A 14,103-nucleotide genomic window follows, 5' to 3' on the forward strand; every position below is an offset into this window, starting at 1 on the left:
TTCCTGCACCAGCCTGTCCAGCACATCATAAGCGAAGGTGGTGTGGCTGCCGTTTTCGTTGGTCAGTTGCGTCACACGACCTGCGGCATCGTATTCTACCCGGCGTGTCAGGCCGCCAGTGGTGGTGCTCACCGGGTGTCCTGCGGCATCATATTCTGTGGTCTGCCTGCTGCCGTCCGGGTGGAGCACGACCATCAGGTCGCCCGCGATGCTGTACTCATAGCGGGTTTCGTGGCCCTGTGCATTTTTCTGGCTGACCAGTCTGCCCCGGTCATCGTAAGCACGGTACTGGCTGGCTGTTTTCCCGTCAGAACGCTGCTGACAACCTGCCACTTTTGGTTAAGCGTGTTTACCGGATGCCCGGTAAGTGTGAAGGTTGTGCCCGGCCACAGTAGGGGAGAGTTGCTGATACAGGCGGCGGTTTCCGCATTGTTACGCCAGCCCTCTATCAGGTAGCGGGCGAAATCCTGCCCGTGTTGTTCATCCTTAAAACGCCCCGGCCAGTCAAAGACTTCATACTGCTTCCTCTGTCCGTTCAGATTTTCACCAGAATGTCCGTAATACCCGGGCCACTGCGGCATTTTAAAGGTGTAGTCCTGAGTTTCTACGGAAGAGGGGCGGATTTGCGCCTGGTAACTGAAGGTACTGACACTCGGAATGGTAATTTCTAATGAACAGTTTGGATTGAATGGCAGTTCACCGGCATCGGATAATCCGGCAACGTTATCGCATAGCGTCAGTGTCTGCGCCGGGCTGTCAGCAGCAAAACGATCAAAAAAGAAAATACCTTCCTCTGACCACAGCCTGGTAAGAAACGTAAGGTCCGTCTCACCATACTGAACACAGAATTCTCGCGCCGGGTGGTCTTCATAAAACCAGGGCTTCCAGTCAGTAATGCCGTTCTCCTCCAACAAGGTGGCGGAAATGGTCTGAATGTCCTGTTGCTGGAAGATGCGAAAATTCTGTCGCAGCCCGCTGCGCCAGAGGGGCGGAGTGATAGTCAGGCAGTAGCACATCTGCCAGCCGTTGTACTCTTTCATCCCAAAACGGGTAACGATACCGCTGACATAGCGTTGAGGGGTATTGCCTTGCCAGATAGTCAGGGTGGCATTTTTCTCCAGTAGCTTTTCTGCGGTCTCTCCGAAAGAATCGCTGGCAACATCAATATCCAGCACAAACGGAAATGAGTGGCGCTGCCTTAACACAAAATTCACCACGGCGAAGGTTTTTTGCCCCAGCCCGTCCACGTCCAGCGTAAAACGCAGTCCTTTCAAAGACACAACGACCTCCCCTGATGCAGATAAAAGTATCCTGCGGGAACCGATAGTGCGGCGGAGGATAAAGCGAACCTGACGACACAATACCGAACAGAATAATAACTACTGTTATTGTATGAAACGGAATACTCTCTTTCGGGGCTGTTTTTTTTGATGGATATCAATGGAATGGACAGACGGGGAAAGTATTTTCCCGAAACGGGCTATATTTTGCGCTATTTATTTTTATTCTGAATTTATATTATTTTTAATATTTACAGCGTGCTTGATTTGGCATGAAATTCCCCAGACTCGGTACAGGCTCGAATCTGACAAACAGTACATAGCAAAAAGGCGCCTTTAGGGCGCCTTTCTACATTGGTGGGTCGTGCAGGATTCGAACCTGCGACCAATTGATTAAAAGTCAACTGCTCTACCAACTGAGCTAACGACCCGAAGTGGTGGGTGATGACGGGATCGAACCGCCGACCCCCTCCTTGTAAGGGAGGTGCTCTCCCAGCTGAGCTAATCACCCCCGCTGTGTGGAGTCGCATTATAGGGAGAGTTGAAAATGAGTCAACGCATTTTCTAAAGAAATTGTTTGTTCGTCGTAATTTTAAGCAAAACGATCGTGAAACGGTCTCTGGCGCATGATTTCTAAACAAAAAGGGTTCTGTACGGCGTTTACCCGGTAACAACATTGAGGATTTACTTCACAGTGATAGAATATCGGCCATTCCATTTTTCCCGGATTTGCCGGTTGTCGGCATCTTTATAAACGTAAGGCCATTTCATGAAAATCAAAACTCGCTTCGCGCCAAGCCCGACAGGCTATCTGCACGTCGGTGGTGCGCGTACTGCTCTCTATTCCTGGCTTTTTGCACGTAATCACGGCGGTGAGTTTGTGCTGCGTATTGAAGACACCGATCTCGAACGCTCCACGCCGGAAGCTATCGAAGCCATTATGGACGGTATGAACTGGCTGAGCCTGGAATGGGACGAAGGTCCGTACTTCCAGACTAAACGTTTCGATCGTTATAACGCAGTGATTGATGAGATGCTGGAAGCGGGCACGGCCTATAAATGTTACTGCTCCAAAGAACGCCTGGACGCACTGCGTGAAGAGCAGATGGCGAAGGGTGAAAAGCCGCGCTACGACGGTCGTTGCCGTCATGGTCATGAACATCACGCTGATGATGAGCCTTGTGTTGTCCGTTTTGCCAACCCGCAGGACGGCTCTGTCATTTTTGACGACCAGATCCGTGGCCCGATCGAATTCAGCAATCAGGAGCTGGACGATCTGATCATCCGCCGCACCGACGGTTCCCCGACCTATAACTTTTGTGTAGTGGTGGACGACTGGGATATGGAGATCACCCACGTCATTCGTGGTGAAGACCATATCAACAATACCCCGCGCCAGATCAACATTCTGAAAGCGCTGAACGCGCCGGTGCCGGTGTACGCCCACGTCTCTATGATCAACGGCGACGACGGTAAAAAACTGTCCAAACGTCACGGCGCGGTGAGTGTAATGCAGTATCGTGATGACGGCTATCTGCCGGAAGCGCTGCTGAACTACCTGGTGCGTCTGGGCTGGTCCAGCGGCGATCAGGAGATCTTCACCCGTGAAGAGATGATCAAGCTGTTCTCCCTTGGAGCGGTCAGCAAATCCGCCAGTGCGTTCAACACGGAAAAACTGCAGTGGCTGAACCATCACTACATTAACTCGCTGGCACCGGAGTATGTGGCAACGCATCTGCAGTGGCACATCGAGCAGGAAAACATCGATACCCGTAACGGCCCGGAGTTGGCTGAACTGGTGAAACTGCTGGGCGAGCGTTGCAAAACACTGAAAGAGATGGCGCAGAGCTGCCGTTACTTCTACGAAGACTTTGCCGAGTTTGATGCCGATGCCGCGAAGAAACACCTGCGTCCGGTGGCGCGTCAGCCGCTGGAAGTGGTGCGCGACAAACTGGCAACCATTACCGAGTGGACGGCTGAAAACGTGCATCATGCGATTCAGGCTACTGCTGATGAGCTGGAAGTGGGGATGGGTAAAGTCGGTATGCCGTTACGTGTGGCGGTAACCGGTACGGGCCAGTCTCCTGGCTTAGACGTAACGGTGCACGCGATTGGAAAAACTCGCAGCATTGAGCGCATCAATAAAGCTCTGGCTTTTATTGCGGAGCGTGAAGCGCAGCAGTAAGCGATCGCCGCATTAATGAAACGGCAGGGGAGACTCTGCCGTTTTTCTTTGCATTACTCAGAATCGTTCAGACCCAGGCGTGTAAGGAAACCACGGATACCTTCACGTGAAAGGAATAGCGCTAACTTTTCCTGTTCCGCAGCGGACATATTTTCCACGGCATCAATAATTTGCCTATAGGCATGACTGCGTACGACGGGATTGTACTCGGCCAGCGGCTCTTCAGCCTGATAAAATGCAGAATGGTTACGAAACGCCGGGATGTTCAAAATAAACTCCCGCACGCGTGTATCGATATGAACGAGTCTTGCCCGACCACCTTTAACACCTGGAAATTTTTCCGTTTCCCATTTTTGTTCACGTATCCAACGATTCACGGTTTGCTTAGCGACACCGAGGCAATCTGCCAGTTCTTCGGTGGTCATTTTGCTGCGTAATCTTTTCATATTATTTGCTGTCGCGGATCCCTAAGCGTTGTAATAAACCGGTAATCCCTTCCCGCAGTAGCAAAGAGGTAAAGTGTTTTTGTTCGGCAGGCGTCATCTCTTTCACCAGCTTGATCAGGAGTGCTTCCAACGAGGCATCGCCAGGGGGTGAGAAGGTGTCAGACAATCCTTCCGCTGAGCGTTCTGCGCTGCGGATATATTCACGAACCTGTTCGTTAACATGCACCAGTCGCGCTTTACCGCCCTGAACGCCTGGTTTTGGTGATGTCGCCCAACCTTCTTTTCGCACCCATTTATTAATAGTCTGTCGGCTGTAACCCGTCAGATTCGCGAGTTCTTCTGGCGTCATCCGTTCCTTGAACATAACGATTCCCTGAGTAGTCGTGTAGTTAATTAGTGGTTCATTTTATAGCACCATTTTAGTGGAAACCGTGACGTGTTTAACTACTGAATGCGAGTTGTTGCGCATTGTTCTTCATTTGTCTGCTTTTTCAGCGATTAGAATCGGCGCTTTCAATTTGCCGTTGACACATGCGAAGGGAATTCATATGATGCCGCCCGTCAACTCGACAAGCTTTACGTAATGGGGCTATAGCTCAGCTGGGAGAGCGCTTGCATGGCATGCAAGAGGTCAGCGGTTCGATCCCGCTTAGCTCCACCAAAAATTGAACCCAACAATTTTGGTACGTAAACGCATCGTGGGGCTATAGCTCAGCTGGGAGAGCGCTTGCATGGCATGCAAGAGGTCAGCGGTTCGATCCCGCTTAGCTCCACCAAATTCAGAACCCTCGCTGAAAAGCGGGGGTTTTTTTATCTCTGCGCGCCTTTCATTTTTGTAATACAGTTTCTATTAAGCCAGAATCTGTGCTCACAAATTCGGTGGATTTATCTGGCGGGTATAGGTTTGCTTCGCGGTGCGAATAAACTTATCATTTATGTGACAAATAGTTCGTTCCGTGAGAGCAGTTAATTCATGCCACCCAAGCGTAACCTGATAAATAATATAAGAATATTCGCTCTTGCGATCGTACTCTCCATCGCAGCCATCCAGTTTTCACGTTTGATTTCCCCTCGCACCATAGTGGACTCCAGCGATATCTATCTTTCGTGGCTACCGTTGTGCGTGCTGCTGTCGATGCTGCTGCTGTTTGGTCGACGCGCTGTTCTGCCCATTGTGCTGGCGTTATACCTGACCAATCACTGGAATCTTCATCTGCCGTTTGCGCAAGGTATCGTGTTGCTCTTTTGTCAGATGTTTGCCGTACTAGGAACGAGCGCGCTTGTTCGCTGGCATATTGGACCGCGCTGGCGTTACGGCTTGCCCGATCGCAATATCTGGCGCAGGGTGATTTGGTTTGGCTTTGTGGCTCCTGTCGGGATGAAGATCAGCATGTATCTCGCCGGGCATTATCTCGACTTCCCGGTCGCGGTGTCGACATTCTTTGGTGCTGCGGCGGCCATCTTCACGATTGTCGATATTCTGAGTCTGATCTCGGCGGCGCTGATCTTCACCATGCTGTTTTATTATCCGCTGCGGATGATTGTGAATCCGCGGTATGCCCGAACGTTCTGGCGCAGAGACATTGCGCCGTGTTTCGATAAAGAAAAGCGCTTATTTACCGTCAGTTGGCTGGCCTGTATTTCGGCCCTTCTTGTTATTATGTGTTCTCCCCTGGAGAGCGGATACATTGCAGGGTATCTGGTGCCGGTCTTCTTCATTATTTTTACCACCGGCGTGGGTAAACTCACCTATCCGTTTATTAATCTAAGCTGGGCGATTAGCACGCTGTTCTTGTTGACCTATAACCGCAATTTCTTACAAGGCGTGGGGTCGGAGTATTCGCTGGCGTTTATCCTGTCGGTTCTTGTTTCGTTCAGTATCTGCCTGCTGTATATGATGCGTATCTATCAGCGCAGTGAATGGCTTAATCGCCGCTGGCATATGCAAGCGCTTACCGACCCCTTAACTCGTTTACCGAATCTGCGTGCGCTGGAGCAGTTCCTGAAAAAAGAGTCCGGGCAGAGCGTCTGCTGTCTGCGACTGGAGAATCTGGAGTTTCTGAGCCGTCACTACGGCATGTTAATGCGCGTGCACAGCAAACGCACGGTGCACCGTATGCTGCAACCGTTGATGCTTGAGAATGAAAAAATCTTTCAGTTGCCGGGGAGTGAATTATTACTGGTGCTTAACGGGCCGGAAATGGACGCCCGTCTGCAACATATGCTCGACCTGTTGAACAGTCGTAAAATTTACTGGAACAACACCGGGCTGGACATGGGCTACGGCGCATCCTGGGGACAATGGGATGGGAAGCAGGAGACGCTGCAACCGTTGTTGGGTCAGTTAAGCTGGCTGGCGGAACAATCCTGCGCCAATCACCGGGTACTGGCGCTGACGCATAGCCAGGAAGTCGCGACGGGCCAGACGACCGAACGGGTACTGCTGCTCAATAAAATTCGTAAAGCGCTCGATAACGGCGATCTCCTGCTTTATGCGCAGCCTATCCGCGACGCTCACGGCAAAGGGTACGACGAGATTCTTGCGCGGCTGAAAAGCGATGAAGGTATCATGACGCCGGATCAGTTCATCCCGCTGATCGCGCAATTTAACCTCAGCGCCCGTTTTGATTTGCAGGTGGTGGAAGCTTTGCTGAACTGGCTATCTGCGCATCCTTCTGGCGAGGCGGGACCGCTTTTCTCGGTGAATCTCATGCCGCTGACCCTGCTGCAAAAAGAGACGGCGCCGCGCATTATTCGCCTGTTCACCCGCTATGGTATCGCCCCGGAAACGGTGATCATTGAGATCACCGAAGAGCAGGCATTTTCCAATTCGGAAACCAGCATGCAGAACCTTGAACAGTTGCATAAATTCGGCTTCCGGATTGCGATTGACGATTTTGGTACCGGGTATGCCAATTACGAGCGCCTGAAGCGTTTGCAGGCTGACATCATCAAAATCGACGGCGTGTTTGTAAAAGATATTCTGACCGATTCACTGGACGCGATGATTGTGAAGTCGATAACCGATCTGGCAAAGGCGAAGTCGTTAAGCGTGGTGGCGGAATACGTGGAAACCCCTGCGCAGCGGGAGCTGCTGTTAAGCCTGGGCGTGAACTACCTGCAAGGATATCTGATTGGACGACCGAGGCCGTTAGGGGAATCACAGGTATAAAAAAACGGGGATACGCTCCCCGTTTTTTGTGTCAGTGCTGTCTTACAGAACCAGTGCGGCGATAGAGGCAGACAAGACGCTCACCAGCGTAGAGCCGTAAACCAGTTTCAGACCGAAACGGGATACGACGTTACCTTGCTCTTCGTTCAGGCCTTTAATCGCGCCTGCGATGATACCGATAGAAGAGAAGTTGGCGAAGGAGACCAGGAATACAGAAAGGATACCTTCCGCGCGCGGAGAGAGCGTGGCGGCGATTTTCTGCAGATCCATCATTGCAACGAATTCGTTGGAAACCAGTTTGGTCGCCATGATACTGCCTACCTGCAACGCTTCGCTGGACGGCACACCCATCACCCAGGCAATCGGATAGAAAATGTAGCCCAGGATGCCCTGGAAGGAGATGCTGTAGCCGAACCAACCGGTGACGGTGGCGAACAGGGCGTTCAGCGCGGCGATCAGGGCGATAAAGCCGATCAGCATGGCGGCAACGATAATCGCAACTTTAAAGCCCGCCAGAATATATTCACCCAGCATTTCGAAGAAGCTCTGGCCTTCGTGCAGGTTGGACATCTGGATGTTTTCTTCGCTGGCATCAACGCGGTACGGGTTGATCAGCGACAGCACGATAAAGGTGCTGAACATGTTCAGAACCAGCGCCGCAACCACGTATTTAGGTTCCAGCATGGTCATGTACGCACCGACGATAGACATGGAAACGGTGGACATTGCTGTCGCGGCCATGGTGTACATACGGTTGCGGGACATTTTGCCGAGAATATCTTTATACGCGATAAAGTTCTCAGACTGACCGAGGATCAGCGAGCTGACGGCGTTGAAGGATTCCAGTTTGCCCATGCCGTTGACTTTGGATAACAGGAAACCAATGGCACGGATGATAATCGGCAACACGCGAATATGTTGCAGAATACCGATCAACGCTGAAATGAAGACGATAGGGCAGAGAACTTTCAGGAAGAAGAAGGCCAACCCTTTATCGTTCATGCTGCCAAAGACGAAGTTCGTCCCTTCATTGGCGAATCCGAGCAGTTTTTCAAACATTTCGGAGAAGCCTCTCACGAAGCCGAGGCCGACGTCAGAGTTCAGGAAGAACCACGCCAGTAACACTTCGATAACAAGCAGTTGAACGACATAACGAATGCGAATTTTTTTACGGTCACTGCTTACCAGCAATGCGAGGATCGCAACAACGGCAAGTGCCAGGACAAAATGAAGGACGCGGTCCATATTTGCTCCAAATATGAGGCAGGTTAAGTTTTCGTGCACATTCTATGCAACGTGTACAAAGAAAACGAGATCTAACACACACTATAATCAGGACCTGTGACGAGATTCAAAAATAGTGATCCGGCATACACTTCTGTTATGTCTAATGCGAAAGTAAATAGTTAAGTTATTGTGCTAATATAATAACAATTATTAAACATGCCACGCGCATTCCTGTACCCACACTTTTATCGTTCCCGCCTATTAGAGAAATCAAGGTTACCTTTTTTACATGCACTTGATAACCATTCTCATCAGGCATACTATAAAACATAGCAAAGGCTATGTTTCCGAGGCAGAAGATGACAAACGATCGCGTTGAGAGTAGCAGTGGAAGAGCAGCGCGCAAGTTAAGGCTCACATTAATGGGACCTGCGTTTGTCGCGGCTATCGGCTATATCGACCCGGGCAATTTTGCGACCAACATTCAGGCCGGTGCCAGCTTTGGTTATAAACTGCTGTGGGTCGTGGTCTGGGCAAACCTGATGGCGATGCTGATTCAGGTCTTGTCTGCGAAACTGGGTATTGCGACGGGTAAAAATCTGGCTGAACAAATTCGCGATCACTATCCGCGGCCGGTAGTCTGGTTCTATTGGGTGCAGGCGGAGATTATCGCGATGGCGACCGATCTCGCGGAATTCATCGGGGCGGCGATAGGATTCAAACTGATCCTCGGCGTTTCGTTATTGCAGGGGGCGGTGCTGACCGGGATCGCCACCTTTCTGATCCTGATGCTCCAGCGGCGTGGACAAAAACCGCTGGAAAAAGTGATCGGCGGCCTGCTGCTGTTTGTCGCCATGGCTTATATCGTTGAACTGATCTTTTCCCAACCCAACTTTGCACAGTTGAGTAAAGGCATGATAATCCCTGACTTGCCCAACTCTGAAGCGGTATTTCTGGCCGCCGGGGTGCTGGGCGCTACCATCATGCCACATGTAATCTACCTGCACTCTTCGTTAACGCAGCACCTGCATGGCGGCACGCGTCAGCAGCGCTATGCGGCGACAAAATGGGATGTGGCTATCGCCATGACTATTGCGGGGTTCGTCAATCTGGCGATGATGGCGACTGCTGCCGCCGCGTTTCACTTCAGTGGTCACACCGGTGTTGCCGATCTGGATCAGGCTTATCTGACGCTGGAACCGTTATTAAGTCACGCGGCAGCAACGGTCTTCGGACTGAGCCTGGTGGCGGCGGGGTTGTCGTCAACGGTGGTTGGTACGCTGGCAGGGCAGGTCGTGATGCAGGGGTTTGTCCGCTTTCATATCCCCTTATGGGTGCGGCGTACCATCACCATGATGCCGTCCTTTATCGTGATTCTGATTGGCCTTGATCCGACGCGGATTCTGGTGATGAGCCAGGTGCTGTTAAGCTTTGGTATTGCACTGGCGCTGGTGCCGCTGCTGATATTTACCAGCGACAGCAAACTGATGGGCGATCTGGTGAATACCCGCTGGGTTAAACAGACTGGCTGGATGATTGTGGTGCTGGTGGTGGCGTTGAACCTGTGGTTGCTGGTCGGCACGGTGCTGGGGTTGTGATCTAACCCGCCGTGACACGCAACAGGTCACGGTTTTAGTCCTGGATTTCCGTTATCCTGCATCTTGCATTATCCACTGGCGAGCGTTCATGAATCACTTTGATCTCTCTTTCCTGAAGTATTTACAGGATAACAGCCCGCTGTCGATTGACGAGGCGGTTCAGCGTTTCGGTAAGACTCTCTCCACGCTAAAACGCACCATGAAAGAGCTCAATGAACTCTTGCCGGAAGACGTCCAGCTCCATCAGGATAATCAGTTTATTACGACCCGGATTGGCTATAGCGAATACCGGCAATTTTTAGCGCGTATACGTTTTAATCGCTATATCACTACGTCGGAAGAGCGTGTGAGGGATCTCCTCGTGGCGCTCTGTTTGCATGATGTGGTGAATAAAAACGAGTACTACAAAAAGTTTTATGTCAGCGCGGGGACGGTCAAAAATGATAATCCCGTGATGTTGCGTCTGGCGCAAGAACACGCCCTGACGGTACAAAGCATCCCACGTACCGGGTCGCGGCTTGTCGGCGATGAGTTCTCGTTGCGCCTGGCGGTGTGCATGTTAATACTCAAAACCGTTGAGATTGGTGAACACCACCAGTTGATAGCCCATCAGGCGAATGAGCCCGTCAGTCGTTCGATTGCCGATCAGTTTCTGAGTGAATGTGCTTCGGAGATTATCCAGGCTGCACGTTGCTATGAAGACGTTATCCGGCCGATTAACACGCTGGGTTACAACGGTCGGAAATACCTGCTGGTGTATTTGAGCCTCGCGTTACACCGCATCCGCCGGGGGCATGTAATCAAAAAGAGTACGGCGACGCCGTTTTTGACGACGTTCCCTTTTGAGGCCATGACCGATCCGCAGGAAAACCGCTGTCTGGATCTCCTGATTGCTTCGCTGACGTTTACGTATCGCCCTTTCACCTTATATGACGCCAGCCTGGTGGCGCATGTGAAACGGACCTGTGAACGTTTAGCCGCTAGCCTGAACAACACCATTCACAATCAACATGCCTGGTTTGCTGAGGTTTATCACTTTATCTATGCCGCCATCATCCAGAATAAATTTCATCTCTGGTTTGATGATAAAAAACTGCATAACGTCCAGAATCGCTACCCTGAACTCTGGGACGACGTTCAGTCTGCGGTGAGCGAGATTGAAAAAGGCTGGCAAACGACGTTTTCCGCCATTCATCTGGCGACACTGGTGTTGATCACGAAAAAATATGAGCTTAAAAACCGGGTAGTGAGTGAGCCGAAAAAGCGGGTCATTATTGTGACGAACTCTTCGGAAAGTAAGGTCGGGTATTTCAAAGAGGTCCTGTCCTCACGTTTTCATATCGATATCCCGGTATGTATTAATATCAATGAGATTGAACAGCTCCAGTCACGTGAGTTTGATCTGCTGATCACCTTTACCAATAAGATCTCAAGCCATTTGCGGTATGCCGGACTGGATTACGTCAAAGTTAACTTCTGGCTAACGCAGGATGACTTCCAGTTGCTTCGTGAGCGGGGACTTGCCTCCGCGCGCAAAAAAATACCTGCTGAGCAGTTTGTTCAGCAGGTACAGGGTATGAGTCCCGAGGCGCTCAGGGATTTCCTCGAACGCCATTATGGTGATGTGTTTATTTAGCCAGTGGTTGTAAGACGCCGCGACACCAGACGGCTTCAAGATCTAACGCCTCATCAAGGACCAGAATATCGGCATCTTTTCCGGGCGTCAGGCTGCCCTTACGCTGTTCAACACCGGCGAGAATCGCCGGATTCAGGCAGGCAATCTGCGCTACGGAAACCCAACTATTCTCCAGACGATCAACCACATTTTTCACTGAATCCAGAAAGCTCATCTCCAGTGTGCAGACGCCCGCCCAGTCATCAGGCGAGACCGTGCGGATATTGCCGTGGCGATCGGTAATTTCCAGAAGATGATGGCGAATACGAAACGTCTCCTGACGCAGGTAATGGTGAAATTCAAACCCTTCCGGGAAATCCACATATCCCAGACAGTCGCTGACCATGACCAGACGACGATCTTTTTTCAGACGATAGAGAATATCGAACACTTCCGGGCGCAGAGTGATGCCGCTTTGTTTTGCCACTTCGGCGAAGGTGTCCTGGTGGTACATCAGCGCGCCGACAACGCCTGGCTCACGATGATGTAATCCGCGCATGGCGCTGAAGGCGTGGGTAAAGTGGCATAGCCCTGCTTCAATCGCCCGGGTGGTTTCGTCAAACGTCGCATCGGTATGCCCTGCGGATACCGTGACGCCAGCCTGGTGCAAATGACGGATCAGCGGCAGCGCATCCGGCAACTCTGGCGCCAGCGTCATTAAGCGAATATGCCCCCGTGCAGCCTGCTGATAGCGTTCAAAGCCCTCAATGCTGGGAGTCTGAATAGACTCCTTGCGCTGCATCCCGCTGTATTTGGCATTGATAAACGGTCCTTCCATGTGAATGCCGACGGCTTCAGCCCCGTCTTCCGCTTTCGCGTGCGCAATCCAGTCGGCGGCCGTGGTCAGACTCTCCAGTAAGAACGCCTCCGGCTGGGTGGCGGACGTAGCAAGCCACGCGGTGACCCCGGCATTGACCAGATCCCGGCTCATCGCCTGTAAAGAGTGACGCTCCCCCTTCCAGGCAAACGAACCTCTTCCCCAACCGTGGACGTGGATATCGACAAAACCCGGCATCAGCATCGCATGTTGGTAATCAACCACCTGGCCGCGAGGGGTATTATCCAGGCCAACAATCTGTCCTTGTTTGATATGCAGATAACCGCGTTGTATCCCGTCGGGGGTGATGATTCGGTCGCTTGCCAGAGAGAGCAGGGGGTCAGACATCCTCTTTCTCCCATACGCGTGCTGCCGTTTCGGCGGCGATCTCCGCACACAAACCGAGGTAGTGGGCGGGATCGAGCAGGGCGTCGATTTCTGTATCGCTAAAATGCTGGCGAATCAGGGGGTCGGCGCGCAGCACGTCGGCATAGGGCAATCCCTCGTGGGTACTGCGCATCGCCAGCTGGTACACGCGCTCGTGCGCCGCGTCTTTGCCTAACCGCTCCACCAGTTGCATCATGATTTTTTCGCTATTGATCAAGCCATGGGTTAAGTGGACGTTCTGGCGCATACGTTCAGGATTAATCACCAGCGTACGGGTCAACTCTTCCGCGCGCATCACGATCTCCGCCATCAACTCCATGCTTTCCTGAATATTTCCGTCGAAGATAAAGTAGGCTGAACTGTCTGCTTCAAATGGGCGAGGGCTGACATACAGGCAGGAAGTGAGCACGGAATACAATTTTTGCGAGTTGGCGATAATCCCTTTAGCCAGTTTGGGGTTCACTTTTTGCGGCATCGTACTGCTGCCAACCGTTCCTTTGGTGAACGCTTCAGAGACTTCAGCGAACTCTTCGCTGGAAGTCTGATACACCTCTTCGGCGATTTTATGCAGCGTGGTGGCGAGCAGGCACAAATTGCTGATGTATTCCGTGCGATAAACGCGGGAGTTACGCGAAGGGATCGCCATGGAGTGCATTCCCAACCGTTGTGCGACGCGATCCTGCACCCGACGTCCAGTTTCGCCAGTGGCGTGAAACGCCCCTACAGCCCCCCCCATCATCACCGTGAAAACGCGTTTTTCCGCTTCCTGCATGCGCTGTTGGGCGCTCAACAGTTCGTCAATCCATACGGCAGCTTTATAGCCCCAGGTCACCGGTAAGGCATGCTTACCGTGGGTGCGACCTGGCATCAGGGTGGCCTGATGATCGGACGCCATTTTCGCCAGGTTGCGCAGAATATCATTCACAAAACCCTGCATGATGTCATCGAACTGCTTTGCCAGGTAAAGCTGTGCGGTTTGCTGGATATTCTGGGTGGTGACGCCATAGTGCACATACTTCCCGCTTTCGCTGTCGCAGGCTTTGACCAGTACTTTAATCACCGGGACAAAGCCGTGGCCTATCTCGCGGAGCAGGCGTTCCATTTCTGTCAGGTCGATTTTATCGACGCGACAGTTGGCGGCAATATTTTCTGCCGCACGGGTGGGAATCATCCCGTATTCAGCCTGTGACAGCGCCAGAGCAGCTTCGACATCCAGCCAGGACTGGACCCGCGCAGGTTGAGCGAGCAGCGTTTTCATTCCCCGATCGTCGATGGTTTTACTTTTTGAATCATACAATGCGCGCATTCCTGTCTCC

Annotated in this window: 9 protein-coding genes, 4 tRNA genes and 2 pseudogenes; 6 read left to right on the top strand and 9 right to left on the bottom strand. The window is 51.9% G+C overall.

All coding sequences use genetic code 11. From position 1 onward, the window contains the following. From JTI98_RS11085 to JTI98_RS11100, 4 genes and pseudogenes are all read right to left on the bottom strand, one after another. Positions 1–294, bottom strand: a pseudogene (locus tag JTI98_RS11085) (hypothetical protein); the annotation flags it as partial. Next, positions 294–1,280: pseudogene (gene tssI / locus JTI98_RS11090) on the bottom strand (type VI secretion system tip protein TssI/VgrG); the annotation flags it as partial. The pseudogenes JTI98_RS11085 and tssI, both read right to left, overlap by 1 nt. Positions 1,281–1,635: 355 nt before the next feature. After that, positions 1,636–1,711 (bottom strand) — tRNA-Lys (locus JTI98_RS11095). Positions 1,712–1,715: 4 nt separating this feature from the next. Then, positions 1,716–1,791 (bottom strand) — tRNA-Val (locus JTI98_RS11100). A 258-nt stretch (positions 1,792–2,049) separates the two neighbouring features. On the opposite strand from JTI98_RS11100, the gene gltX reads away from it, so the two are divergent. Then, a complete protein-coding gene (gene gltX / locus JTI98_RS11105; RefSeq protein ID WP_216081250.1) occupies positions 2,050–3,465 on the top strand; it encodes a glutamate--tRNA ligase in 1,416 nt (471 codons plus the stop codon). Between the two features lie 53 nt (positions 3,466–3,518). Here the strand turns inward: gltX and JTI98_RS11110 are convergent, their stop codons facing one another. Continuing rightward, on the bottom strand, positions 3,519–3,911 hold the full coding sequence (locus JTI98_RS11110) for a YfeC-like transcriptional regulator (protein WP_042999922.1): 393 nt from the start codon (positions 3,909–3,911) through the stop codon (positions 3,519–3,521). 1 nt (position 3,912) lies between these two features. Continuing rightward, entirely contained in the window at positions 3,913–4,275 is a 363-nt protein-coding gene (locus JTI98_RS11115; RefSeq protein WP_042999923.1) for a YfeC-like transcriptional regulator, read from the bottom strand. A gap of 221 nt (positions 4,276–4,496) precedes the next feature. On the opposite strand from JTI98_RS11115, the gene JTI98_RS11120 reads away from it, so the two are divergent. From JTI98_RS11120 to JTI98_RS11130, 3 genes are all read left to right on the top strand, one after another. Then, positions 4,497–4,572, top strand: a tRNA-Ala gene (locus JTI98_RS11120). Between the two features lie 39 nt (positions 4,573–4,611). Beyond that, positions 4,612–4,687 (top strand) — tRNA-Ala (locus JTI98_RS11125). A gap of 197 nt (positions 4,688–4,884) precedes the next feature. After that, entirely contained in the window at positions 4,885–7,083 is a 2,199-nt protein-coding gene (locus JTI98_RS11130; RefSeq protein ID WP_216081251.1) for a sensor domain-containing phosphodiesterase, read from the top strand. A gap of 42 nt (positions 7,084–7,125) precedes the next feature. Here the strand turns inward: JTI98_RS11130 and nupC are convergent, their stop codons facing one another. Next, positions 7,126–8,328, bottom strand: coding sequence for a nucleoside permease NupC (nupC, locus tag JTI98_RS11135; protein WP_042999925.1), 1,203 nt, complete (start codon positions 8,326–8,328; stop codon positions 7,126–7,128). Positions 8,329–8,669: 341 nt separating this feature from the next. On the opposite strand from nupC, the gene JTI98_RS11140 reads away from it, so the two are divergent. Together JTI98_RS11140 and JTI98_RS11145 are read left to right on the top strand one after the other, a co-directional pair. Next, positions 8,670–9,908 carry an Nramp family divalent metal transporter gene (locus JTI98_RS11140; protein ID WP_042999926.1) on the top strand — a complete coding sequence of 413 codons (1,239 nt, stop codon included), beginning with the start codon at positions 8,670–8,672 and terminating at the stop codon, positions 9,906–9,908. Positions 9,909–9,996: 88 nt separating this feature from the next. Next, positions 9,997–11,544, top strand: coding sequence for a hypothetical protein (locus tag JTI98_RS11145; RefSeq protein WP_058586920.1), 1,548 nt, complete (start codon positions 9,997–9,999; stop codon positions 11,542–11,544). Here the strand turns inward: JTI98_RS11145 and nagA are convergent. Together nagA and JTI98_RS11155 are read right to left on the bottom strand one after the other, a co-directional pair. Next, positions 11,537–12,748, bottom strand: a complete 1,212-nt coding sequence (gene nagA / locus JTI98_RS11150) for an N-acetylglucosamine-6-phosphate deacetylase (protein ID WP_216081252.1) — start codon at positions 12,746–12,748, stop codon at positions 11,537–11,539. The two genes, JTI98_RS11145 and nagA, sit on opposite strands and share 8 nt — an antisense overlap. Beyond that, positions 12,741–14,093, bottom strand: a complete 1,353-nt coding sequence (locus tag JTI98_RS11155) for an adenylosuccinate lyase family protein (RefSeq protein ID WP_044326868.1) — start codon at positions 14,091–14,093, stop codon at positions 12,741–12,743. Before JTI98_RS11155 ends, nagA begins: the two co-directional genes overlap by 8 nt. Positions 14,094–14,103: the final 10 nt, after the last annotated feature.

The organism is Citrobacter sp. MGH 55, assembly GCF_016906145.1.
GTDB lineage: Bacteria > Pseudomonadota > Gammaproteobacteria > Enterobacterales > Enterobacteriaceae > Citrobacter_A > Citrobacter_A amalonaticus.

What these genes read in the sequence shown, in the direction of transcription:
- gltX (WP_216081250.1), top strand. Translation starts at nt 2,050, where the DNA reads ATGAAAATCAAAACTCGCTTCGCGCCAAGCCCGACAGGCTATCTGCAC.
- JTI98_RS11110 (WP_042999922.1), bottom strand. Translation starts at nt 3,911, where the DNA reads ATGAAAAGATTACGCAGCAAAATGACCACCGAAGAACTGGCAGATTGC.
- JTI98_RS11115 (WP_042999923.1), bottom strand. Translation starts at nt 4,275, where the DNA reads ATGTTCAAGGAACGGATGACGCCAGAAGAACTCGCGAATCTGACGGGT.
- JTI98_RS11130 (WP_216081251.1), top strand. Translation starts at nt 4,885, where the DNA reads ATGCCACCCAAGCGTAACCTGATAAATAATATAAGAATATTCGCTCTT.
- nupC (WP_042999925.1), bottom strand. Translation starts at nt 8,328, where the DNA reads ATGGACCGCGTCCTTCATTTTGTCCTGGCACTTGCCGTTGTTGCGATC.
- JTI98_RS11140 (WP_042999926.1), top strand. Translation starts at nt 8,670, where the DNA reads ATGACAAACGATCGCGTTGAGAGTAGCAGTGGAAGAGCAGCGCGCAAG.
- JTI98_RS11145 (WP_058586920.1), top strand. Translation starts at nt 9,997, where the DNA reads ATGAATCACTTTGATCTCTCTTTCCTGAAGTATTTACAGGATAACAGC.
- nagA (WP_216081252.1), bottom strand. Translation starts at nt 12,748, where the DNA reads ATGTCTGACCCCCTGCTCTCTCTGGCAAGCGACCGAATCATCACCCCC.
- JTI98_RS11155 (WP_044326868.1), bottom strand. Translation starts at nt 14,093, where the DNA reads ATGCGCGCATTGTATGATTCAAAAAGTAAAACCATCGACGATCGGGGA.